The organism is Geofilum rubicundum JCM 15548, from assembly GCF_000974365.1.
In the GTDB taxonomy this organism is placed as follows: Bacteria; Bacteroidota; Bacteroidia; order Bacteroidales; family Marinilabiliaceae; genus Geofilum; species Geofilum rubicundum.
In genome coordinates this window covers 13,213-38,088 of the sequence record NZ_BAZW01000020.1, presented here as the reverse complement: position 1 = coordinate 38,088, position 24,876 = coordinate 13,213, and the positions used below count along the sequence as shown (strand labels likewise).

Annotated in this window: 19 protein-coding genes and 1 pseudogene; 15 read left to right on the top strand and 5 right to left on the bottom strand. The window is 46.6% G+C overall.

The features are described 5' to 3' along the window. Positions 1-3: 3 nt before the first annotated feature. Positions 4-576, top strand: coding sequence for an electron transport complex protein RnfA (locus JCM15548_RS10490; RefSeq protein ID WP_062125069.1), 573 nt, complete (start codon positions 4-6; stop codon positions 574-576). Here the strand turns inward: JCM15548_RS10490 and JCM15548_RS21640 are convergent. Continuing rightward, positions 551-3,148, bottom strand: coding sequence for a hybrid sensor histidine kinase/response regulator transcription factor (locus tag JCM15548_RS21640; RefSeq protein WP_157482655.1), 2,598 nt, complete (start codon positions 3,146-3,148; stop codon positions 551-553). The two genes, JCM15548_RS10490 and JCM15548_RS21640, sit on opposite strands and share 26 nt — an antisense overlap. After that, on the bottom strand, positions 3,124-4,557 hold the full coding sequence (locus tag JCM15548_RS21635; protein ID WP_162198215.1) for a ligand-binding sensor domain-containing protein: 1,434 nt from the start codon (positions 4,555-4,557) through the stop codon (positions 3,124-3,126). The genes JCM15548_RS21640 and JCM15548_RS21635 overlap by 25 nt, the downstream gene beginning before the upstream one ends. A gap of 310 nt (positions 4,558-4,867) precedes the next feature. Between JCM15548_RS21635 and JCM15548_RS23815 the strand changes: the two genes are divergently transcribed. The 12 genes from JCM15548_RS23815 (at position 4,868) to JCM15548_RS10430 (ending at position 19,690) form a co-directional block, all read left to right on the top strand. After that, a complete protein-coding gene (locus tag JCM15548_RS23815; protein ID WP_062125066.1) occupies positions 4,868-5,473 on the top strand; it encodes a sugar-binding domain-containing protein in 606 nt (201 codons plus the stop codon). Further along, the gene (locus JCM15548_RS23810; RefSeq protein ID WP_062125064.1) at positions 5,470-6,090 is read left to right on the top strand and encodes a glycoside hydrolase family 2 protein; all 621 of its coding nucleotides are present in this window, start codon (positions 5,470-5,472) and stop codon (positions 6,088-6,090) included. Before JCM15548_RS23815 ends, JCM15548_RS23810 begins: the two co-directional genes overlap by 4 nt. Further along, a complete protein-coding gene (locus JCM15548_RS23805) occupies positions 6,087-7,223 on the top strand; it encodes a DUF4982 domain-containing protein (RefSeq protein ID WP_227625700.1) in 1,137 nt (378 codons plus the stop codon). Before JCM15548_RS23810 ends, JCM15548_RS23805 begins: the two co-directional genes overlap by 4 nt. A 22-nt stretch (positions 7,224-7,245) precedes the next feature. Further along, positions 7,246-10,191 (top strand): SusC/RagA family TonB-linked outer membrane protein, encoded by a 2,946-nt coding sequence (locus JCM15548_RS10465; RefSeq protein WP_062125060.1) that lies wholly within the window; start codon positions 7,246-7,248, stop codon positions 10,189-10,191. A 30-nt stretch (positions 10,192-10,221) separates the two neighbouring features. Then, on the top strand, positions 10,222-11,073 hold the full coding sequence (locus tag JCM15548_RS23800) for a RagB/SusD family nutrient uptake outer membrane protein (protein ID WP_227625699.1): 852 nt from the start codon (positions 10,222-10,224) through the stop codon (positions 11,071-11,073). After that, entirely contained in the window at positions 11,019-11,810 is a 792-nt protein-coding gene (locus JCM15548_RS23795; RefSeq protein WP_227625698.1) for a RagB/SusD family nutrient uptake outer membrane protein, read from the top strand. Before JCM15548_RS23800 ends, JCM15548_RS23795 begins: the two co-directional genes overlap by 55 nt. Positions 11,811-11,896: 86 nt before the next feature. Beyond that, a complete protein-coding gene (locus tag JCM15548_RS10455; protein ID WP_062125058.1) occupies positions 11,897-12,139 on the top strand; it encodes a hypothetical protein in 243 nt (80 codons plus the stop codon). Further along, positions 12,136-13,860 carry a DUF5114 domain-containing protein gene (locus JCM15548_RS10450; RefSeq protein WP_062125056.1) on the top strand — a complete coding sequence of 575 codons (1,725 nt, stop codon included), beginning with the start codon at positions 12,136-12,138 and terminating at the stop codon, positions 13,858-13,860. Before JCM15548_RS10455 ends, JCM15548_RS10450 begins: the two co-directional genes overlap by 4 nt. Positions 13,861-14,005: 145 nt before the next feature. After that, positions 14,006-16,090, top strand: a complete 2,085-nt coding sequence (locus JCM15548_RS10445; protein ID WP_062125054.1) for a cellulase family glycosylhydrolase — start codon at positions 14,006-14,008, stop codon at positions 16,088-16,090. Beyond that, a complete protein-coding gene (locus JCM15548_RS21945; protein ID WP_062125046.1) occupies positions 16,060-16,578 on the top strand; it encodes a hypothetical protein in 519 nt (172 codons plus the stop codon). Before JCM15548_RS10445 ends, JCM15548_RS21945 begins: the two co-directional genes overlap by 31 nt. A 205-nt stretch (positions 16,579-16,783) precedes the next feature. Further along, on the top strand, positions 16,784-19,171 hold the full coding sequence (locus tag JCM15548_RS10435; protein ID WP_062125044.1) for a glycoside hydrolase family 127 protein: 2,388 nt from the start codon (positions 16,784-16,786) through the stop codon (positions 19,169-19,171). Positions 19,172-19,327: 156 nt separating this feature from the next. Further along, on the top strand, positions 19,328-19,690 hold the full coding sequence (locus JCM15548_RS10430) for a hypothetical protein (protein ID WP_062125042.1): 363 nt from the start codon (positions 19,328-19,330) through the stop codon (positions 19,688-19,690). 34 nt (positions 19,691-19,724) lie between these two features. On the opposite strand, the gene JCM15548_RS10425 is transcribed toward JCM15548_RS10430, so the two are convergent. Beyond that, on the bottom strand, positions 19,725-20,405 hold the full coding sequence (locus tag JCM15548_RS10425; RefSeq protein WP_227625697.1) for a pseudouridine synthase: 681 nt from the start codon (positions 20,403-20,405) through the stop codon (positions 19,725-19,727). 349 nt (positions 20,406-20,754) lie between these two features. On the opposite strand from JCM15548_RS10425, the gene JCM15548_RS10420 reads away from it, so the two are divergent. Continuing rightward, positions 20,755-21,720, top strand: coding sequence for a lytic transglycosylase domain-containing protein (locus JCM15548_RS10420; protein ID WP_062125040.1), 966 nt, complete (start codon positions 20,755-20,757; stop codon positions 21,718-21,720). Here the strand turns inward: JCM15548_RS10420 and selD are convergent, their stop codons facing one another. Beyond that, positions 21,721-22,752: a selenide, water dikinase SelD gene (gene selD / locus JCM15548_RS10415; protein ID WP_062125038.1), complete on the bottom strand. Its 1,032-nt coding sequence runs from the start codon at positions 22,750-22,752 to the stop codon at positions 21,721-21,723. 174 nt (positions 22,753-22,926) lie between these two features. Next, positions 22,927-23,964 carry a tRNA 2-selenouridine(34) synthase MnmH gene (gene mnmH / locus JCM15548_RS10410; protein ID WP_062125030.1) on the bottom strand — a complete coding sequence of 346 codons (1,038 nt, stop codon included), beginning with the start codon at positions 23,962-23,964 and terminating at the stop codon, positions 22,927-22,929. A 118-nt stretch (positions 23,965-24,082) separates the two neighbouring features. On the opposite strand from mnmH, the pseudogene JCM15548_RS25420 reads away from it, so the two are divergent. Continuing rightward, positions 24,083-24,771, top strand: a pseudogene (locus JCM15548_RS25420) (excinuclease ABC subunit UvrA); the annotation flags it as partial. Positions 24,772-24,876: the final 105 nt, after the last annotated feature.

The window sequence follows — 24,876 nt, the reverse complement described above, 5'->3', positions numbered from 1 at the left end:
ATTATGAGCTATTTTCTGATTATCATATCGGCCATCTTTGTCAACAACATTGTATTGGCCCAATTTCTGGGAATTTGTCCCTTCCTGGGTGTATCCAAACGCATTTCTACGGGTATCGGAATGACCGGCGCTGTCACCTTTGTGATGGTCATAGCCACCATAGTCACTTGGCTGGTTCAGGATCTCATCCTCATCCCCTTTGGCATCACGTATTTACAAACCATCTCCTTTATTCTGATCATTGCCTCTCTGGTTCAGCTCGTTGAAATCGTTCTGAAGAAGGTAAGCCCCCCACTCTATCAGGCCCTGGGCGTATTTTTGCCATTGATCACCACCAACTGTGCCATATTGGGTGTGGCCATCATGACGGTCAGTAAAGAATTCAACATTCTGGAAGCGGTGGTTTTCTCCACGGCATCTGCCGTTGGCTTTGGACTGGCCTTAATAACCTTTGCCGGTATTCGGGAACAATTGGATTTGATGAAAATTCCAAAAGGCATGCAGGGTGCTCCCATCGCCTTGGTGGTTGCCGGCATTTTGGCACTGGCCTTTATGGGTTTTGCGGGGATGGTATAAGCGTATCGGGTTGCTCTCCGGCGACATAAGCCGAGGGAGCCACCCCAAACCGGCCTTTAAAATTTCGTGAAAAACTGGCCAGACTTGAAAAGCCAACTGCATACATGATCTCCGTAACATTGCCATGCTTGTTTTGCAGCATATCTGCGGCCTTTTGCATGCGGTAGTTGGTGATGATTTCCTTGGTCGAATACCCCGTGAACTGCTTTAATTTTCTATATAGATGGGTGGCACTCAGGCCTATTTCACGACTGATCATTTCAACCGATAAGTCGGGATTTGAAATATTGTTTTGAATAACGGCCATCACCTTTTTTAAAAACAATTCCTCCTCTCCACCCGTTCGCTCCCCATCCGTGGAAGGATTCAATACCAAACTGCGCGTAAAAAAATCCTCCAACTGCTTATCGCGCCGAAAAACACTGGCGATGCAGGATTTTAAATAATCCATGTCAAAGGGTTTGGTAATATACATGTCTGCCCCTTTTTCCATGCCTTCCGTTTTATAGAGGTCCAGACTTTTGGCTGTTAACAGAATAACGGGAATGTGCGCAGTGGCTTTGTTTTGCTTCACCAATGAACAAAACACGAAACCATCCATCACCGGCATCATCACATCACTGATGATTAAATGCGGATGTACTTTGGCCACCAAATCCAGTCCTTGCTGTCCGTTACCGGCACAATGCACCTGGTATCTTCCCCTGAGATTCAATTCCATAAAATCAAGGATATCTTCGTTATCATCGATCAAAACAATGCGTTGCGCATCCTTTGTCCCCATATCTTCCACAGGTAATTTTTCAGCACCAATGCTTACCTGTGGAACTATTCTTTCGGGATTCTCGAGCCACTCAACATGGGGTTGATTATGATGAGGAAACCACAATACAAATTCACAGCCCTTTTCAGGCGCACTATCAACACTCACAGTCCCCCCGAGCAGTCGGGCATATTCTTTTGAAAGCGTTAAGCCTATGCCTGATCCGACTTTCTGTGACTTACCGGTGCCGGACTGATAAAACCGGTCAAAAATATGGGCCTGATCCTCAAGTGGAATACCCGGACCATTGTCCTTTACAACGATTTTCACTTGTTGTCCCTCTATGCCCAGTCGCAATATAATTTGCCCTCCAAAAGGGGTGTATTTAAAGGCATTGGACAATAAATTAAACACAATGGTTTCTAATTTTTCATCGTCCACATCCACAATCACCGGCTCTTCAGGCAATTCTAGCCGGTAATCAACTTCATGGCGGGAGGCCATATCGTCAAAGGAATGAAAAACCCTTTTAAGAAAGACCATCAATTCAACTTTTACCTTCAGCAATTCCAATCCCGAAGACTCAATTTTCCTGAAATCAAGCAATTGGTTAACCAGTTTGAAAAGCCGCTGTGCATTTCGGTGGGCCATGTTCAACATCCTCGACTGACTTTGACTAAGGGTATGGTGGTTCAACAATTCCTGAATGGGCGGAATAATCAGGCTTAAGGGTGTCCGAAACTCATGTGATATATTGGTAAAAAACTGTATTTTTGATTGATACATGGCCTCACTGTGCTGCTGCTCCAAGCGGACCAGCTGTAGTTCACCCCTTAATCGCTGGCGGTAAGAATAAATGCGGAACACACCATAAGTCATTAAAACAATCAACAGAATATAAAAGGTTAAGAACCCTTTGCTCAACCATATGGAAGGCGAAATTTGTATATCCACCTGCTTCACTTCGCTCCAGACACCCAGATGATTGGTGCCCCGCAATTCAAAGGAATAGGTTCCGGGCTTGAGATTGGCAAAAACGGCAAAATTTTTATCGCCCGACGTATTCAACCAATTTTCCTGGACAGGTCGTAAGCGATAGGAATATTGGCTGACATTTGGAAATAAATAATCGAGGGTGGAAAACTCAAAGGAAACCGAGTTTTGGTTGTATTTGAGTTTTAAACGCTCATTAAAAGCCATATCTATTTCCAACACCCCCACTGAATCAGCAGGCAGGGCTACCTCGTTATTGATACTCAATCCTGTTATAAATATTTCCGGACGTTCATCTGAAAATTTAATTTGCTCGGGATCCATTTCAATATATCCGTTGTCCCCGCCAAACAACAAATGACCAGTTGGCAACCGAGCTGAAGCGTAGCCATAAAAGCTCTTCATGGGCAAATTATTATATAAGGGAATGGTGGTGTACGTATTCGTCCGGGCCCTGGCCCTAATAATGGATTGTTGCGTGGTGGCCCAGATATCCCCCCTCGCATCCACTTGTAAGTTCATCAGTTTTTGTGGACTCCCGGTATCAATAATGATGCTGGCTAAACTATCCTTATCGGGAAAATACTGAATTAAGCGATTTTCAATTCCAATCCACAATGCCCCGCTTTCACCCAATGTCAGCCCCGAAATAGAATGACTGCCAATGGCTTCATTAACCAAACCCACCCTTTTCTTTTCTAACGATGACGTATTAAACCGCCACAATTCATTGCTGCTTCCATAATAAATAACAGAATCAGCCATGATCATCCGTCCATTGCCATCTTCATCTACACGTACAAATTTGAGATCCATGGGATCATTTGAGTCACTACCACCCTTAAAAAGGCCACCTTCCAGGCAGTGAGCCAAACCGTCCCATCCTCTTCCAAATAAAAATGGCTGATATAATTACTGGTTAATCCATTTTGTGGATGGGCAGTAATGGCATACATCTTCTGACGCTTCTCATCCCATACATTCATCCCCCCGGCGGTACCCATCCATATTCTCCCCAAATGGTCTTCCTGCAGGGAATAAACATTATCCAGCAAAATCCTGTGCCGGGGTTTGGATGTGGAAGAGAACATTCGTGTTGTGCCACTTTCCCGGTCGTGGTGAACCACACCATGAATGGTTGCCAGCCAAACCGTCTGGTCAGAAGCGATTAGAATGTCCCGAACCTGATTGCCTATCCTTGGATGATCATTGAAAAAATACGCTTCGTGAAATTGATACAAAGGCACTGAATGGTCCACAATACTCACACCATTGGAGGTAATTAACCAAAGTCGATTTTGCCGGTCTTCAAAAATCTCCCAAATCACGTTACTGACAATGGTATTATCAATGAGCGGATCGTGGTAGTAAATATCATTAGAGCCCGTGGTCCTATTGTAAATATTTAATCCAAAATCGGTTCCCAGTATCAACAGCGAATCGTTTGGGGTGTAAATGGTTTTGATGACTTCATTACTAAAACTGGTATTGGTAGAATTGTAAAGACTGTAATCCAAACTATTCACATTAAAACGAACCAAGCCTGTCTCCGTGCCCACCCACAACACACTATCCTGATCGCCAAAAGAAGGAACTATTGTACAAATCAAATTATTTTGCAACAAAGGCTTATAGTCACCTTTTAAATCATAGGAAGTTATCACTCCTTTTCGGTACCTGTTGAGTCCGTCATAGGTACCAATCCATATATCGCCATCCGGGGTCTGGTGAAACGATCGAATCATATTATGACTTAAACCACTGTTGGCTGTGGTGATTTGATGATAGGAAGAGGTCCCTTTTTCAAAAATCAGAATGCCCTCGGAGGTTCCCACCCAAATATGGCCTGCATCATCTTTATAGATGGTCCGTATAACTCTTGCTTTACCTGTGTCCAGCCGCTTATTCTCAAACGACTGCACATCCATCACATTTAAGCCATCCCAGGTTCCAATCCATAACTGATCGCCATCTAACAACAGAGCACTCATATTATTAGATGAAAGGCTGTTGGGATCGGCACCACTTTGGAAATACAACATTTTATAACCATCATGCCGGCACAAACCTTCCTGAGTGCCTATCCACATAAAGCCATATTGATCCTGCACAATAGAGTTGGTCATATTGGAACTCAGCCCATCCTTCACCGTTAAATTGAAAAAGAAAAAGGGCTGGACCGTTGAAGCTGTCACTTGGAAGTTCCACGATAAAATCCAAATCACCCATAGCACATTCAGTCGTTTAACTGACAGGCAACAACAGGCAAAAACCAAAACTTTTTTTAACACTAAATCCAAGACCATTTTCATCATGTTCATTCGAGGACAGAAAACAACAACAACTTAAAACCCTAATCGACTGCAATATATCAAATAAACAAAAAACCGCCTTACAAAAATGTAAGATTTAGACAAACTATTGCATGATACGGAAAATAACATTTTTTAATAGGCATCTATCTTTGACTGCTATAATTAAACGACGGCGACCTACCAAGGTCTTGCTTTATCAACCAAATAAAAAACACGATAAATGAGAAATAGCACACTACTTGTATTCATGGCTTTAATTCTATCGGCTTGTTCTGAAAAGAAACCAGAAACCCTCAAACATACGAGAGAAACCCTCTTTAATGATTCGTGGGAATTTGTGAAAGACGCTACGCCGGAAATGATTTCTGACAGCACCCACCTGACATGGGAAACGGTTGATCTTCCCCACACTGCGCACCTTGAACCTTTGGTCATCGAAGACCAACAGTGGCAAGGAAATGCGCTTTACCGAAAAACTTTTACCCCGGCGCCTGAACTTAATAACAAGCACATCGCCTTACATTTTGAGGGCGCCATGCAAGTGGCTGAAGTCTTTATCAATGGCCAAAAAATAGCCACCAACTACGGGGGCTACCTCCCATTTTATGTGAACATAACCCCTCATATCCTAATGGACCAGGAAAATACCATTCTGGTACACCTCAACAACGAAGACAACCCCCAGGTGCCACCCGGAAAACCCATCGATCAACTGGATTTCAACCTATTCAGTGGCATCTACCGGAATGTATGGCTGGTGGTCAAGGACCCCTTACATATCTCGGATCCCATTGGGGCCGACAGAGTGGCGGCAGGGGGATCATGATTACTTATTCCGAGGTTTCGGAAGCCAGCGCCAATATTCAGGTACAGGCAGACCTTGAAAACACGTCGGCTTCGCCGGCCAGGGCCGTTGTAAAAGCATTGCTGAAAGACCGGGACGGAAAAACCATCGCCACTCAACAAACACCCGTTACGGAAATTAACCAAAACGACCATCGACTTTTCAAACTGGACTTTTCCATTGAAAAGCCCCGATTGTGGTCGCCCTCCTCCCCCTATTTATATACCATGGAGGTAGCGGTTTACAGGGGCGATTCACTGGTGGATCGCACAACAGAACGTATTGGCATAAAAACCTTTGGATTTCACAACAGTGGCTTTGAGTTGAATGGAGAGCCGCTCTTCTTAAGAGGCACCAATCGTCACCAGGAATACCCCTACATTGGTTATGCCTTATCCGATAATGCCAACTACCGGGATGCCTATAAAATTCGTAAAGCTGGCTTTAACTTCGTCCGACTATCTCATTACCCCCACTCCAAATCTTTTTTAGAGGCCTGTGACGAATTGGGACTATTGGTCATGGACGCCATACCAGGCTGGCAATTCTTTGGCGATGATGTTTTCGAGCTAACGCCCTATCAGATGTGCGTAAAATGATGCGTCGCGACAGAAACCATGCCTCCATTATTCTTTGGGAAGCGGCGCTCAACGAAACCCGCATGCCAAAATCCTTCATCGAGGGAGCCCACCAGGCAGTTAAAGAAGAGTATCCCAGTCAGGACGTCTATACCTGCGGCTGGATAGAAGCCACCTACGATGTGTTTATTCCTGCCCGTCAGCATGGCCAACCCCCTCATTACTGGAACCATTACGACAAAAAACCCATTTTCATTGCTGAGTATGGCGACTGGGAATACTATGCACAAAATGCCGGTTTTAACCAGACGGCCTTTGAAGACCTGACCTCCGACGAAAGAAACTCCCGTCAGTTAAGGGGATATGGGCAGAAACGATTGGCACAGCAAGCCCTCAACTACCAGGAAGCCCACAACAGCAACCGAAAGGGAAGCCCTGCCGGAGATGCCAATTGGCTCATGTTTGATTACAACCGGGGCTATGCGCCCGATCTGGAAGCATCAGGCATCATGGATATTTTCAGACTGCCCAAATTTGCCTTTTACTTCTATAAGAGTCAGGCACGTATAGGCGAATTTGCCCAGGAGGCTTTCAACCAGCCTTTTGTCCACCTGGCCAACTTCTATAACGACCCGACATTTCTGGATGTAAAAATTTACAGCAACTGCGAGGAAGTCGAGTTACTGGTAAACGGCGCCAGTGTTGGGAGACAAAAGCCCGATACAGACGTCAACAGCACCCATTTGGTTCAGCCGCCTTTCACTTTCCGGCTGGAAGAATTTGCTGCTGGCGAAATCACCGCCAAAGGATTTGTGAATGGAAAGGAAGTCACTTCTTCTACCCAAAAAACGCCTAAAGAAGCTGCTTCTTTAAAACTTTGGATCGATGAAAGCGGACGCCCTCTGGAGAGTAATGGCGATATGGTTTTTCTCTATGCGGCCATTATCGATCAGGCGGGCACCATTCTACCGGATGCGGACCAAATGATACGCTTCAAAGTGACAGGTGACGCCCAAATAATCGGTACCAATCCAATTTCTGCCGAAGCCGGGATTGCCACCGTTCTGTTAAAATCCGGGAAAGACAGCACCCTGACAGTTAGCGCTTCAAGCCCTAACCTTTCTGAAAACTCATTAAGCATCAACCTTAAATAAAAACAAACTCAATTCAAGTCCTATGAAAAAAATAACAAGTAATGGCAGACGGTTGGGAATGCTTCTTTTGATGTGGAGCATAGCCCTGCTGTTATCGGCCCAACAAAAAGAGGTGAGCGGAAAAATTATTGAAGCCTCCAGCGGGGAATCCATTCCGGGTGCCACCATCATAATAGAAGGTACGCAACGGGGAGTTATTTCCGATATCAATGGTGATTTCTCCATCCCGGTTTCGGATAATGAAACCCTGGTCATTTCTTATTTGGGATATAAAACCTTAAGAATACCGGTAAGCGGACAAAGTTCCTTCCTCATTCGCTTAGAATCAGAAATTATCAGTTTCGATGAAGTGGTGGTCATTGGCTACGGTATGCAAAGAAAGGGCGACCTGACGGGCGCCATTTCCAATGTGAACAGCAAAGATTTCAACAAAGGTATCATCAGCTCACCCGAACAACTCATCAACGGAAAAGTTTCAGGTGTACAAATCATGTCCAACAGCGGCTCGCCCACGGCAGGTTCGTCCATTCGTATTCGTGGTGGCGCCTCTCTTAACGCCAGTAACGATCCACTCATTGTGCTGGACGGCGTCCCCTTGGAACAGGGCGGGATTAGTGGAAACAATAACAACTTCCTAAGTTTGATTAATCCCAACGACATCGAAAGCATGACGGTTCTAAAAGATGCTTCGTCAACGGCCATCTATGGTTCACGGGCCTCTAATGGTGTCATCATCATCACTACTAAAAAGGGAAGCTCTGCCAGAACAAGGGTCAGTTTTAGCTCCACCAACTCTTTGCAGGTTAAAACAAAACTGGCCGACATGCTTTCTACCCAAGAATTCAGAAATGTGGTGAACAATGAAGGGACTCCCGCTCAACGCGATCTTCTGGGTTCATCCAATACCAACTGGAACGACGAAATTTTCCAGGTGGCCTTTGGTACAGACAACAACCTGAGTCTATCGGGACAAGTCCAAAACTTGCCATACCGCCTATCATTGGGCTATTATTCTCAGGATGGCATTCTTAAAACGGACAATGCCGAACGTTTTACCGGAAATCTTTCCGTTTCACCTACCTTTTTTGATGAACACCTGAAATTGAATATGGGTATTAAAGGCTCGTTGAACAGAAACCAATTTGCCGCTGGAGCCATTTGGGGTGGTGCCACTTTCAACCCAACCATACCTGTATCTTCTGGCTCCCCCGACTTTGGCGGCTACACAGAAGCCATTGCATCGGATGGTACTCCGGTGACCTCAGCGGTCATTAATCCCGTGGGATTACTCAAGCAATACCATTCTTCCAGTGACGTGAACAGGGTAATTTCCAACTTCGACCTCGATTATAAATTTCACTTTTTACCCGAGCTCAGATTTCATACCACTTTAGGATATGATTACGCCGAGGGAAAAGGAGCGGTTTTTGTGCCAGCCTCTGCCGCCCAGTTCTTTGTTTCGGGGGGCCGGGATTACCAATACGGACCTCAGAAAAAGGACAATCAATTGCTGACAACTTATTTCAATTACAACAACCAACTAGACAAGCTCAACAGCACACTGGACATCACAGCTGGTTATGATTTTCAATCGTGGAAAAGCACCTCGGCCTATTATGAAGTGCTCAATGTCGATGGTCAGGTTCAAAACCCGGTGGCTGCTCAAGACCAGCGCCACACATTGTTATCTTACTACGGTCGAATCAATTACGCCCTGGCTTCCCGTTACATGGTGACAGCCACCGTCCGGAAGGATGGCACCTCACGTTTTAACGAAGGCAACCGATGGGGAACCTTTCCGTCGCTGGCCCTGGCATGGCGACTGTCTGAGGAGTCCTTTTTAAAAGGTCTCGATGTATTAAGCAACTTAAAGCTACGTGCCAGTTACGGAATTACCGGTCAGCAAGAAGGCATCGGCAACTATGGCTACCTGCCGGTTTATACGATTAGCCAGACCGGCGCCCAGTACATTTTTGGCAACACGCCCATCAACACCTACCGACCAGAAGCCTACGTATCCAACCTCAAATGGGAGACCACAAAATCCTATAATTACGGATTGGATTTCGGCTTATTCAATAACCGCTTGTCGGGAGCCATTGAATACTACACCCGCCAGACGGAAGATTTATTGGCCACAGTTCCCTCACCTGCCGGAACCAACTTCGACAAAACCATCCTGACCAATGTCGGCAACGTGGACAGCGAAGGGATTGAATTTGAATTGAATGCCACGCCAGTTGCCAACAACAACTGGACCTGGGACCTTAGTTTAAACGCCTCCTGGCTAACCCAAACCATTAAAAACCTGTCCATTATTGAGGGTACCGAAATTACCAACTCATCGGCTGGACCCACCATCGACAGTTACTACTTCCAGGTATTGACCGAAGGTTATGCGCCCAACATGTTTTATGTCTACCATCAACTCTACGATGAGAGCGGCCAACCAATTGAAGGCGCTTACGCTGATGTGGATGGCAACGGACTCATTAATTCAGATGATTTGTACCGCTACAACTCCCCTGCTCCGGATTACATTTTGGGATTCAGCACATCTGTGCGGTATAAAGAGTGGACAATGGGCACCAGTCTGCGTGCCAACATCGGCAACTATGTCTACAACGGCATGTCGATGAACACAGGTGCCCTCGGCACCATGTCCTACAACTCCTACCAGTTGAACAATCTGAACAAAAGCTATCTGGAGACAGGCTTTAAAAGCCGTCAGTATCTGTCGGACTACTATGTAGAAAACGCTTCTTTTCTGAAAATGGATAACCTGACATTGAATTACAATTTCGGGCAAATCACCCATTTTATGAGCCTGAATGCCACGGCCATGGTGCAAAACATTTTCACCATCACCAACTATACAGGTGTTGATCCGGAAGTTCCCAATGGAATGGACGCCTCATTTTATCCCCGCCCAAGAATTTTTTCACTGAGTCTGGGAATGGAATTCTAAACAAACAACTTACCAAAAAATCATGTAAAGATGAAAAAGATACTATATACATTATTGGTGGTAGGGATGGCCAGCTTTTCAGCTTGCACGGACGACCTGAATCAATATCCGAACATCGAAGAGACTTCGGAATCCGTTTACGCCAATCCCGACAATTACATATCCGCCCTGGCCAAATGTTACGCTTCTTTTGTAACGGCCGGACAGGGGAAAGGGGGTGAAGACCCGGATCTGAGCAGTAACAACGGCTACGATTATATGCGCTGCTACTTTAACATGCAGGAGGCCGGCACCGACGAAATCGGCTCTACCTGGATCGAAGGTGACAATATCGGTAACCTTACCTTCCTGACCTGGGATGCACAGGATCCTTGGGTGGCCGATATGTACTACCGTTCTTACTATTCCATTTCCTTGTGTAACGAATTTCTTAAAAACAGCACCGACAGCAAAATTGCCGGCTTTACAGAAGCGCAACAAACGGCCATCAGAACCTTTCGGGCAGAAGCGCGCTTTTTAAGAGCTCTGGCCTATTTCCATGCCATGGATTTATTTGGTAGCGTACCCTTTGCCGATGAAAATCTGATTGGCAGTGCTGCGCTTCCTGAAAGATGGGAGGCTGCTGAGATATTTGAATTCATTGAGACAGAACTCATTGAATGCAGTGCCGAAATGACCGATGCCGATCATACGGACTACGGACGTGCCCCCAGGGCAGCGGCCTGGATGCTGCTGGCCCGCATGTATTTGAACGCAGCAACCTACAATGCCGGTGATCACTACAGCGAATGTATGACCTATTCGCAAAAGGTAATGGATGAAGCTATATGCTGGAGCCGGAATATGCCAAATTATTCAACGCCGACAATCACCAGCGGGTAGGAAAAGGCCAGGAAATCATCTTCCCCCTGGTGGTGGACAGTCGCAACGTTGTATCCTGGGGCGCCACGACCTATCTGGCATGTGGACAGGTAGATACCGACTACGGTCCGGCTGCCGCAACAACAGGCATTGCCAATGCCTGGAGCATGTTCCGCATCAGAGGTGAAGTGCCTGCTTTGTTCGATATGGACAACGATGACAGGGCCATGTTCTATACCGATGGTCAGGATCAGTACATGGATGGCGGAGTCAGCGACCGCACCGGTGGCTATTTTGTTACCAAGTGGAGCAACCTGACCGACGATGGTTCTGTAGCCTCCAACACCGAAAATGATGGTGTGGATATAGACTTCCCCCTCTTTCGTTTAGCCGATGCCTACCTGATGTACGCTGAAGCAGCAGCACGAACCAACACCAACTTAACGGAAGCCCTAAGCTATGTGAATGAACTGCGCAACCATAGAAATGCGGCTCAGGTGGCTCAGGAGGACCTGACAGCCACGGTGGGGGCCATTCCATACAAATTCTTCCTGGATGAACGGGCTCGTGAACTCTACTGGGAAGCGGTGCGTCGCACCGATCTGGTACGTTTCGACAGTTTCACCACCGACAAGTATGTCTGGCAGTGGAAAGGTGGTGTACAGGATGGTAAGGCGGTTGACAATAAGTACAACCTTTACCCGATTCCTGCTACCGAACTTTCGGCCAATCCAAATCTATGGAATGACAACTATTAATTAGTCTTTGACGCTTTCTTACAAAGACTGAAAAATATGCTGTTTTTTGACACCAGTTTTTTGACACCATTTAATTATGTAATACTATGAGAACAATTCAATCCTATATAGGTGCTCTCCTGATTTTGCTGGCCATGTGGTCGTGCGAAAAAGAAGGAGGCCTGATAGTTGTGTCAGGTTTTGAGACCTCACAGCTATCCAGCGACGTTACAGACATTATTCTAACGGCCGACAATCAGGAGACGCCGGTCCTGGCCTTTTCATGGACAGAAAGCACGCTGAGTCTGAGTGATGGCACCATGAAGCGCCCGCCTCCATTCCCTCAGTGATAATCGAAGCCTCAACAAGTGCTGATTTCGAAAACATTATTAGCATCAATCCGTCGGCCAATCCACACATCATGACGGGCCTGACCTTGAACACGCTGGCCAAAAACATGAACATGGCTCCCTGGGAAAGTGCCCCTATCTACTTCCGGTCCAAGGCCGCACTGGGTCAAAACACAGCACCCAAATACAGCGAGGTAATATCGGTTGATGTGACACCCTTTGCCATTGACATGTCGAAAGGCTTCATCCTGAATGGCGACAAAGAAGAAACGGGCCATTTCCTTTATTCACCCGAGAGCGACGGAGAATACCATGGCTTTATGAACGCCACCGGATGGATGGGCTGGTACCTTCGCGAAGGAGATGCCACTACCTGGGGAAATCTGAATGTGGATGGCAATGAGTTTGTTTTGTTCAACGATGAAGAAAACCATTGGAATATGTGGTTTCCAGGCCTGGGGGGTGCCTATTATACCACCCTGAGTACCAACAACGGAGAATGGACAGCGACTTACATCCCAACCCTTACCGTAGAAGGGGATGTGACAGGCGAAATGACCTTTAACAGAACGGAGGTCTCGTGGCTGATTTCCTTTACGACCACAGCCGACCATGCCCAATTTACAGTGAGCGGTCCTGCAAAATTTTACGACCGGACTACCGGAACAGTTGACGCGGCAGCCATCGACAAAGATTTCGCGATAATTCCGGGTGACGAAAATTCTATCGATTATAGTTTTAGCGATGAAGCCACTGCATTCACTGTACCCACAGCCGGGGAATACACGCTGGAAATATTTTTGGCGAATCCCACCAACCTCAATTATACCATCACCTCCGGCGCTGTCGTTATTGAGGACCCCATCAGCGAATACCTTTATCTGCCGGGTATTGACAATGGTGACGACTGGACCTTCAACAATTACCTGCGCCTGGTGAGCGACATGGACTCTACCTTTGCCGGAGTTGTGAATATAGACTCTAAATGGGGGTACAACATGTCGCTTGAGTTAAATGAGTGGACGGAGGTTTATAAAATGGGGGCTACAGAAGGAACGCTTGAGTTTAAAGGTGCCAACAACATCACGGCCCCTGATCCGGGACTCTATCTGATGCAGGCCGACCTTAAAAATCTGACCTACAGTCACACAGCAGTCAGCGAAGTGCACTATAGCGGACTAAATGATCAATGGGATTTAATGCCAATGACGGAAACCAGTTCTGTGGGTACTTTTGCAGCTTCAGTAAGCATCGAACAGCCGTCAGAGTGGGGCATTAAAATATACCTGAACAATAACTGGGATCTGTTTTTCGGTGGAAGTGAAGGCACTCTGGCTTATTCTGCTGAAGGCATCACCGATGATGCCAGTGTAGCTGCCGGCACCTATGACTTGATTGCCAACTTAACCCAATCATCCTATGTCTTTTTGGGAAATGAAGTGTATATTACAGGGCTGAATAACGTATGGGACTATACCAGTGTAGTGCTCACCAAAGCAGAAACAGGTATTTACACCGGCACGGCCACCGTTTCTACTGCTTCGCCCGACGGGTTCAGAATTCAACTGGATCAATCGTGGAACAGATACTATGGTGGCTCGTTTGAATCACTGGACTATTTGGGAAACAACCTGACCGACGATCAAAGTCTGGCGGCAGGCACTTACAATGTTACCATTAACTTTATCACCAACACCTGCTCTTTTGAGCTTGCTGAATAATTAAGACAAAAATGCCGGGGTAGGTATAAAACCCTGCCCCGGCATTTTCTTTGACCATTATCCGGCCATCAATACCTTGACGACATTTGTTTTAACAAAAAAACCGGGCTGTTTATCGACTGGATATAAATAAGAAACAAGAATTATGAGACAGATATTTGGAGGGATTATAGGCTTAGCCTTTTGGCTGTCTTCAATGGCAGCCTTCGCGCAGGCACCAAAAGCAGAAGGAACCTACGTAGATAAAGATGGGATCATCAGATGGCATAAAGACCAGTCTGAAGTGCAGGGCTTCGGGGTTAACTACTCTGTTCCCTTTGCCCATGCTTACCGCATGGCCCAACGTTTGGGCATTTCTCATGAGGAGGCCATTCAACAGGACATTTATCATTTTGCCCGACTCGATTTTGACCTCTATCGGGTGCATGTTTGGGATACGGAAATTTCTGATTCGGTGGGAAATTTATTACAAAACGACCACCTCAGACTGTTTGACTACGCCGTGAACGAAATGAAAAAACGCGGCATGAAGTTCGTCATTACCCCCATTGCCTATTGGGGCAATGGCTGGCCCGAAAGGGATTTCGACACACCCGGATTCGCTACCAAATATGGTAAAGGCGCTTGCTTAACCCATTCGGAGGCCATCAAAGCTCAGGAAAACTATCTGGCGCAGTTCCTCCATCATGTAAATCCCCATACGGGCATTGCCTATAAAGACGACCCCGACATCATTGCCTTTGAAATAAGCAATGAGCCCCATCACGGCGGGACTTATGACGAGGTTAAAACCTTTATCAACCGTATGGTAGCAGCCATGCGGGGCACCGGTACCAAGAAGCCCGTTTTTTATAACATGAGTCACAGCATCCACCTCATGGATGCCTACCTCGACGCCGATGTGCAAGGTGGCACCTTTCAATGGTACCCCACCAATCTGGTGGCCAACCAACAAATCAACGGCAACTTCCTTCCCCATGTCAATGAATATGAGATACCCTTTGCAGAGGATGCCCGATTCAAGAAAAAAGCCAAATTGGTGTATGAGTTTGATGCCGCCGATGTGGAAGGCAATTACATGTATCCGGCCATGGCCAGAAGCTTCAGAACGGCAGGCATGCAGGTAGCTACGCAATTCGACTACGACGCCATGTTTCTGGCACCCTACAACAGCAATTACGGCACCCATTACATGAGTCTGCCCTATGCGCCGCAAAAGGCGCTGAGTCTGAAAATAGCCTCGGCTGTTTTTCATCAGGTGCCCTTGCATAAAAGCTATGGCTCCTATCCGGAAAACAACAGCTTTGAAAACTTCAGAATAGACTATAGCAATGACCTGACAGAAATGGTGACCAACACCCGCTTTTTCTATTCAAACCACACCTTAACCCATCCTCCGGCAGCGGATAAATTACAGGAAATTGCCGGATATGGCAACTCCCCCATCGTCAGGTACGACGGCAAGGGTGCTTACTTTCTCGACAAGCTGGACGAAAACACCTGGCGACTGGAGGTCATGCCAGATGCCCATTGGCTGTCGGACCCCTACGCCCCCATCAGTCCCAAAAGACAAGTGGCTGCCGTCAGTTATAACAAAAGAGACATGCAAATTGACCTGCCGGTTTTGGGCATGGACTTTTCCATTTTGGGCATCAATGACCAAAACAAGCATTCAGCATTGGCCAAAAATGGGAGTTTTGAGATTGAACCGGGCGTTTACCTACTGCAAAAAGCAGGAAGTAAGCGGCAGATTTCAACCGATACCGAATACAAAAACATACGCATCAATGAGTTTGTGGCCCCCCAACAAAACCTCAATATCACCCTGGTCAAAAACGAAACAGCGCTCATCCAATCGGCCGGTAAAAACAACAAAATCGCCTTTGAGCTCATTGCCCCGCAATTGCCCCGGCAAGTTGAAGTACGCCTGTTACTGCCAGGAAAACATCAAACCCTGAAAGCCGAATATGTGGGCCAGGATAGGTACGAACTAATAATACCTGAGGAGTTGAGCGCACACGGCACCATAGAGTACAACATCATCCCTGAATGGAGGATGGCCAAAAAACATTCCCGGCAGGTCTCGATGGGCGTCCGGGACAATGGGATTATTACGACCGAAGCACATACGCGCTCAACCTATTGCCGGCCGAAGCGCCTATTGTGCTATGGAATGCAGCATCTGATTGGAAAAATACGATGCGGCCATGGCTGCCTGGCATTCAGCTAAAACCGACTTATGAAGCGGGTCAAAGTCAACTACTTCACCATTTAGATGAAATCCCCTTAAATGAGATGGGCGAAAAAAGCATTCGTATTTACACCTTTAAGTACAGCTTCAGAGATAAAATAAAGGGAAGAAAAGAAAATTTGGGCGAGAAATCGAAGTTGGTGATTAAAGGTCAAAGTCTCAATAGTGCCAAACCAACCCTTGAGGTGGCATTAATAGATAGCAGAGGGATGTCCTATGGCCACCGTATAACCCTCCATCAGGAAAATGGCATATACAAAATCCCTATCGACCAGTTATCACCGACTCAATTTGCCATTGTTCCCCGACCCTATCCTGGCTTCATGTCGTGGCTGGCCCCTTATTGGCCAAGTGATTCACTGGAAACGGAAGCTATTGAAACGCTCCAAATCAGTTTAGTACCGGCTACCGATGACTATCAACCGGAACCTTTGGAATATTATCTTCAGGAGATCTGGCTGGAGTAGGTTTAATCTTCCTTTGATTGATAAAGTTGATGGTCTTCCACACGATAATAGAATGGCGCAATCGTTACCTTGGGTAGCGGTTGCGTATTTGTTTCAAAGAACATCACGGTTTGTCTGCCATTTTTCCACAAAAATCCTCAAGCCAACGCATATTATTGATTATTTTAGCAGCTCTAAAACAGTCAATTCAGTCAAAACAAAACCTATGAAAAAATCCTTTTTTACACCAATCGTTTTTTCCATACTCCTGCAGTCTCTGGCAGGATGCAACGATAAAACCACCGAGACTTCCAGTTCTCCCCAGGCCTTTCCCTTGTCAGCCGTGAAATTGCTCGACAGTCCCTTTTTACACGCCAGCAAAGTCAACTCAGAATATGTCATGGCGCACGACCCCGACCGTTTGCTGGCTCCCTTTTTAATTGATGCCGGACTGGAGCCCAAAGCACCGCGTTATGGCAACTGGGAGAATACCGGACTGGATGGCCATACGGCCGGCCATTACCTCACCTCGCTCGCGCTGATGGTGGCCTCGGAAGACCACGAGGAAGCCCGTGAGCGTCTCGACTATATGATAGAAGAACTGGCCCTTTGTCAGGCAGCCAATGGCAACGGCTATGTTGGCGGAATACCGGGTGGCAAAGCCATGTGGGAAGAAATTGCCAAAGGCCAAATCAATGCCGGCGGCTTCTCCTTGAATGGTAAATGGGTACCCCTCTACAATATTCATAAGTTATTTGCCGGGCTGTATGACGCCTGGTTTTATACCGGTCATCAACAGGCACTGGATATCCTTACCGACCTGAGTGATTATTTTGTGGAAGTCTGCAGTCAACTGACAGATGAGCAAATGCAGCAAATGCTCATTTCGGAACATGGTGGCATGAACGATGCATTGGCCAATGTTTACGCGGTCACCAACAATCCCAAACATCTTGAATTGGCAAGAAGAATGTCACACCATACCCTGCTGAATCCCTTATTGGAACACAAAGACCAGCTAACGGGCATGCATGCCAACACCCAAATACCGAAGGTTATTGGTTTTATGCGCATTGCGGAATTGACTGGCGACAGCGCCTGGCACAGTGCCGCTCAATTTTTCTGGGAGACCGTGGTTAAAAACCGCAGTGTAGCCATTGGTGGTAATTCCACCCATGAGTACTTTCATCCGGCCGATGATTTTTCATCCATGATTGAAACCAGGGAAGGTCCCGAGACCTGTAACACCTACAACATGATGAAACTATCCAAGCAGCTGTACCACAACAGCAATGACCTACAATACATCGACTACTATGAGCGGGCCATGTACAACCACATTTTGTCGTCTCAGCACCCGACACATGGCGGACTGGTCTATTTTACCCCCATGCGCCCCCAGCACTACCGCGTTTATTCCAATCCCGAGGAGACTTTCTGGTGCTGCGTTGGTTCGGGCATTGAAAACCATGCCAAATATGGTGAACTGATTTATGCCCACGATGCGAATAACCTTTATGTCAATCTCTTCATTCCTTCTGAAGTCAGATGGGAAGAAAAAGGCTTGACGCTTACCCAGTCGACCCTCTTTCCAGAAAACAACCAAACTTTATTCACCGTAAATACAACCGCGCCAACTCAAATGACGCTATTTATTCGTCACCCGAAATGGAACGACCACAAAGCGCTCTCGGTGACAATCAACGGCGAAACAGTAAAAGCTAAAAGCGAGCCCGGCACTTATCTGGCCCTTAACCGTGAGTGGCAAAACAATGATCAGGTTGAAGTGACGCTGGACACCTATACTTATGGGGAGTACCTGCCCGACGAGTCGCCTTACCTGGCTTTAATGCACGGACCATTGGTATTGGCTGCCCCTGTTGGAAATGAAGACACCGATGGCCTCATTGCCGATGACAGTCGCATGGGACACATCGCTCACGGAAAGCTCATTTCACGGAAAGAAGCACCGGTACTCATAACGGATGACCAGAACTGGTCCGACCAGGTTCTAGCCATAGATGGTGAGGCTTTAACCTTTTCGACCGGAGATTTGCTTTATCCCGAATCAGCCCGGGATTTAAAACTTATTCCCTTTTACAAGATCCATGATCAGCGGTACATCCTCTATTGGAACACCACCTCAACCGAAGAGCTTGCCCTGCAACAACAGCTATTAAAGGAACAGGAAGAAGCGGCCATGGCGTTGGAAGCCGAGACCATTGACCGGATTGATACCGGGCAACAACAGCCGGAATCGGATCATAATTTCCAAAGTGAAAAGTCGGAAGCAGGCATTCACCAAAACCGCCACTGGCGCCATGCAAGCGGATGGTTCTCTTACGATTTAAACGACCCGCAGGCAGAAGCGGCCAAATTGCGTATCACGTATTTCGGAGGAGATGCCAACAGAAGTTTCGACATCCTTTTAAACGATGAGGTTTTAGCTGCTGTACAGCTGGATGGCTCCAAAGGCAACACCTTTTATGAGGTGGACTATACCATACCGGAAAACATCAAAGCATTGAATCAGAACGGAAAAATGAAGCTCACCTTCAAAGCCCACGACAACTCCATTGCCGGAGGCGTCTATTTTATTCGATTAATGCGTTAAAACATCCGGTCATTTTCAGGAACTGAAGAACAAATAACTAAGCTCCTCTGACAAATCTGATGTCAGGGGAGTTTTCATTAAAAAAAAACAAGCCGAGCATTTGACCGCAGAAATAAATAATAAGTATATATTTACCTTATTAAAAATCATCACCCCATGCGCAAATACATCTGGTTACTATATACAGGATTGGCCTTCATTTTTTCAGGAATACTGGCCCAGGCTTTATCCCTGGACTCTCCCTTGCCGGGCATTCTCATATCCATAGGCGGTGTTACAAAAATCATTTTTCTGACCCTGACTTTACGCCAGGCCAAAGTCCGGCCCGGTTATGAAATGCTGTTTTTACTGTTTGGACTGGGCTTTATTATACTGGGCGCCCAGTTACGCAACAACGATGTGCCAATGGTATTGGCCATGACCGCGACCGTTGTCGGCGCCTCTCTTAAATTGCTGTTTCTGTTTGTCATCATCAGAAAGCTGCGCACCGCCCGTATCAAAAGCAGGCAAAACAATTGATATTCCAACCCCTGCTTAATATTCCAACCCCCACTTAAGCGTCATACGTTTTGGCAGAAGAAGCGACCAGTTTATTTAGCTCAGACAATTCAGCATCGGTCAGGTGACGCCATTTGCCTACCGGAATATCCAGAAGAATATTCATGATACGGATGCGCTTAAGCGCCACCACTTCATAGCCCAGGTATTCGCACATCCGGCGAATCTGACGGTTCAGTCCCTGGGTCAAAATAATTCGAAAAGTAGCCCGGTCCATTTGCTCTACCAGACATTTGCGTGAAACGGTGTCCAAAACGGGAACGCCATCGCCCATTCTTCGGATAAACTCCCTGGTAATGGGCTTGTTCACCGTTACAATATATTCCTTTTCATGGTTATTACGTGCTCTCAGCACTTTATTGACAATATCCCCATCGCTCGTCAGCAAAATCAGACCTTCACTGGGCTTGTCCAGTCGACCGATGGGAAAAATGCGTCTGGGATATTTTATATAATCGATGATGTTATCCTTCTCTCGTTTGGTATCCGTTGTACAAACAATGCCAATGGGTTTGTTAAAGGCCAGATAAACCGGTTGCTCCTTTGGCTCCTTAATTAAGCGCCCATTGACCCGCACCTCATCACTGGCCGTAATTTTGGTTCCCTTTTCAGGAAATTTTCCATTAATGGTCACCTTCCCCGCCTCAATCAACTCATCGGCCTTTCGCGTGAACAAAAGCCGGCCTCACTCAAATATTTATTTATCCGAACGAATTCTTCTTTCTCCATTTAAACCTTTATTAATCGTAGAATCTTCCTTACATTTGTTTACAAATCTACGCATTATCCCCTGAAACATTTCTGAGAAGCCATGGTTTTTTGTAACATCCCCGGACATTCAACGTACCACCATAACAAACACCCAATACCCCTATCAACCCAATAACCTCTTAACCTAATACCCCATCAACCCCATCAACCCCATCAACCCAATAACCTAATGACCTATTGACCTAATAACCTAATGACCTATTGACCTAAACAACCTAAAAAATCATTCACCCCCTTTTCATCTCCAATAACTTATGAAGCACAATCATTCATTTCCCGTTGTAAAGATCCTTTCCGTAGCCACGTCCATTATAGCCATTGTTTTGGTATTTAATTTGTTTGTCCATTCCTCTGTCCCTGAACCGACGCCAGAAGAGGACCCGGCTGAACTCAGCCTGTTTCAGCAAAACTACAGCATTCATGCCTTACCCATGCCGTCTGAGCTGAACTTTGCCGGTGAAGCGGTACCCATGAACAAAACTTATGTACGTGAGAGCTACGACCGCGAATTGCTGGTCAACACCTACTGGCAATCACAAACCCTGTTGTTGATCAAACGGGCCAATCGTTATTTCCCGATAATTGAACCCATACTGGAAGCAGAAGGCGTCCCATCGGATTTTAAGTTTTTACCCCTTATTGAAAGCGGTTTTCAGGAACGCGTAGTATCACCTGCAGGTGCCGCAGGAGTCTGGCAGTTTCTGGAAGGTGCTGCCAAGGATTACAACCTGGAAGTTAACAAGGAAGTAGATGAGCGCTACCACATCGAAAAAAGCACCGTTGCCGCCTGTCGCTATCTCAAAAAAGCCTATGAGCGCTTTGGCTCATGGACCATGGCCGCTGCTGCTTACAACGCAGGCCCCAGAGGAATGGAGCGCCAGGTTGACCGCCAGAAAATCACCTCCTACTATGATCTGCTTTTAAACGAAGAAACCGGCAGGTATGTATTCCGCATATTGGCCATTAAATCTATCATGGCGGATCCGCAAAAATTTGGTTTTCATTTGGGCGAAGACGACCTGTATCCGGTTATCCCCACCAATGATTTGGTGGTTACCGGTGCAATAGCCGACTTTGCAGACTTCGCTCTGGAGCACGGCACCACTTACCGCGAGCTAAAAGACTTAAACCCCTGGCTGCGGGAAACCTTCTTATTGAATCCATCCCAAAAAACCTATACCATCAAAATACCAAAGCCAGGCGCTTTTGAAGTTAAATAATCAAACCACCTGAATCAGGCGATCCTTTTGCGCAACAAGAACGCCAATGGGTTCGGTGGAAAAACCATGGCTCGCCAGAAGGCGCTCTACCTCATCAATACCTGAGGCATCCACGGCAATAAGCAGGCCCCCGCTGGTCTGCGGGTCACACAACAAGAGTTTGTCGCTTTCAGATTTCAGGTCAATATGTTCCCCGTAGCTGTCCCAGTTGCGATGGGTGCCACCCGGAATGCAGTCAAGCGCAATATATTCATCCACTTCAGGAAACTTGGGCAGTTTATCGCGGTACACTTGTGCCGACAAGCGACTGCCATCGCACATCTCCGTCAAATGCCCCAGCAATCCGAACCCGGTCACATCCGTCATGGCTCTGACCCCTGTCACAGCAGCCATATCTTCCCCTATTTTATTGAGCTGCGACATCGAATCGGATGCTATATGCGCATGTTCGGGCTTCAATTTCCCCTGTTTTTGGGCCGTACTCAACACACCAACCCCCAGGGGCTTGGTTAAATAGAGCCGACAACCCTCCGTGGCGGTATCGTTGCGCTTCAGTTTTTCAATGGGTACGCGACCGGTAACGGCCAGACCAAAAATGGGTTCCGGGTTGTCAATACTGTGGCCACCGGCCAACAGAATACCTGCCTCTTTGCAGGCCTGACGCCCCCCCTCCAATACCTGTTGTGCCACTTCCGGAGCCAGTTTATCGAGCGGCCAACCCAAAATAGCGATGGCCAGAAAAGGGCTTCCCCCCATGGCATAAACATCACTGATGGCATTGACCGCCGCAATGCGCCCAAAAGTAAAGGGATCATCCACAATGGGCATAAAAAAATCGGTCGTGCTGATAATCGCCTCCCCATTGCCCATGTCATAAACAGCGGCATCATCGCGACTGTCATTACCGACCAATAAGAGCGGATCAACCATGGGCTGAATGCTGCTTTGCAGAATAGTGGATAATACTTTGGGAGATATTTTGCATCCACAGCCTGCTCCATGGCTGTATTTGGTTAATTGTATAGGTGTCATAATTTTTTGTTATTTTAAAAAAACAGAACAAATCTTCCGGGAACTCGCTACACTCAAACAGCCCGGATTTTTTAACGATAATCAACTTGATTTTTTAAACGAAAATTTTTGATTTCATTATTTTCCTTTTAAGGTATCAAAGAACGATCGTTTCCTTGAGGTGGAAAGAAAACCCTATGGAATTAAACACTCTTTTGCGGCGTTAAGCAGCAAAAGGGTGTTGTGCTCAGCATCTGTATCGCTGCCCTCAATGATACGGACTTTTTCCTGATCTCTAAAACTCAGGCCTTTTAAATAAGTCTTGTCATAGTAGTGCAAGGTCAGCAAGGCGACTTCATAAAACTGACGCTGTTCCAAAAAATCCAGACACTGCTGGGTGACCAATCCGCCCAATCTTTTTGAAATGCGTTGAACGGCCATTTGCAGGGGGCCAACATCCTCAAAGGCATATTCACGGGCCAACAATTCGGCCCGCTTTTCACGCGGAATATTCAGAAAAAAAACCGTTGATTGACGCATTTTCTGAAACAAAGCCAGGGGCAGATTCACTTTGCCAATGTTGCAACTCTCATCTTCCAGCCAAATGGGTTGGTCCCGATCAAAGCGTCGCCACTGCTCAAATAAATTGTTTTCAAACTGTTCGGAGGTGGGTTGTTGTTTTTGTCCAATGGCCCCAAAGGCCGAGCCTTTGTGGTTGGCCAGGCCTTCCAGATCAATGGCCTGATGTCCGCCAGCCATCAACTGTTCAATCACATGGGTTTTTCCGCTTCCGGTATAACCCCCAATGATTTGCAGTTGGCAGGATTGCGACATGGCACCAAGCAAAAAACGCCGATAGGATTTATAGCCACCAACAATGGTTAAAACCTGTTGAAATCCGTTGTCGCGCAAATGCTGAGCGAACGACTGGCTGCGCATACCACCCCGCCAGCAGTGAACAATGGCTTGTCCATCCGGTGCATGCTTCCGCGCTTCATCCAAAAACCATTGCAACTTAGGCGTCACATAGACATATCCCAGCTCAAGGGCTTTTTCTTTGGAGCGTTGTTTGTACACCGTGCCCACATGGGCCCGTTCCTCATTGGAAAACAATGGAATATTTATGGCACCAGGAATGTGTCCCTTTTCAAATTCTCCGGGCGAACGGACATCAATCAGCGGCCACGATTCCTTTGTTTGATAATATTCCTGTATGGTTATCTCTGTAAGCATCCCACAAAGTTAAGCGTTTTAATCCAACCTTGTTCTCAACGAATTGATTATCCCATTACAAACTATACTCATATTCTTTTTTTATCTTTGCGAATTACATTTTTACGGAAAGAGCACTATGCAAGAGAAGGTCACATCCAACATACCATCAGACATTAACGAAACGGCACAAATAGAGGTACTGGGTGCCCGGGTTCACAATCTTCAAAATATAGACGTCACCATCCCCCGGAACCAACTAGTAGTGATTACCGGCTTAAGCGGCAGCGGCAAATCCTCTTTGGCCTTCGACACCATTTATGCGGAAGGACAACGTCGGTACATCGAGACTTTTTCGGCCTATGCCCGCCAGTTTTTAGGTGGCATGGAGCGGCCGGATGTGGACAAAATCACCGGTCTGAGCCCGGTGATTTCCATCGAGCAAAAAACCACCGGAAAAAATCCCCGTTCCACTGTTGGCACCATCACCGAAATATACGATTTTCTGCGCCTGCTTTACGCCCGTGCCGCTGATGCCTATTCCTACCTGTCGGGTGAGAAAATGGTCAAATACACCGACGCCCAAATATTGGATTTGATACTGTCCAAATTTGAAGGCAAGAGTGTTTACATTTTATCCCCCATGATCAAAGGCCGTAAAGGCCATTACAAAGAATTATTCGAGCAGATTAGAAAAAAAGGCTTCATCCATGTAAGGTTGATGGCGAAATCAAAGAAATTCGCCACAACATGAAGGTCGACCGTTACAAAAACCACTTCATAGAGGTGGTGGTAGACAAGCTTAAAGTGGAAGCTAAGGACCGGAAGCGCCTGGAAGAATCGGTCAAAGTAGCCATGAAACAGGGCCATAATACCATCATGATCATTGAAAAAGGCAAGGAAGAGGAACCCCGCTATTTCAGCCGCCTGCTG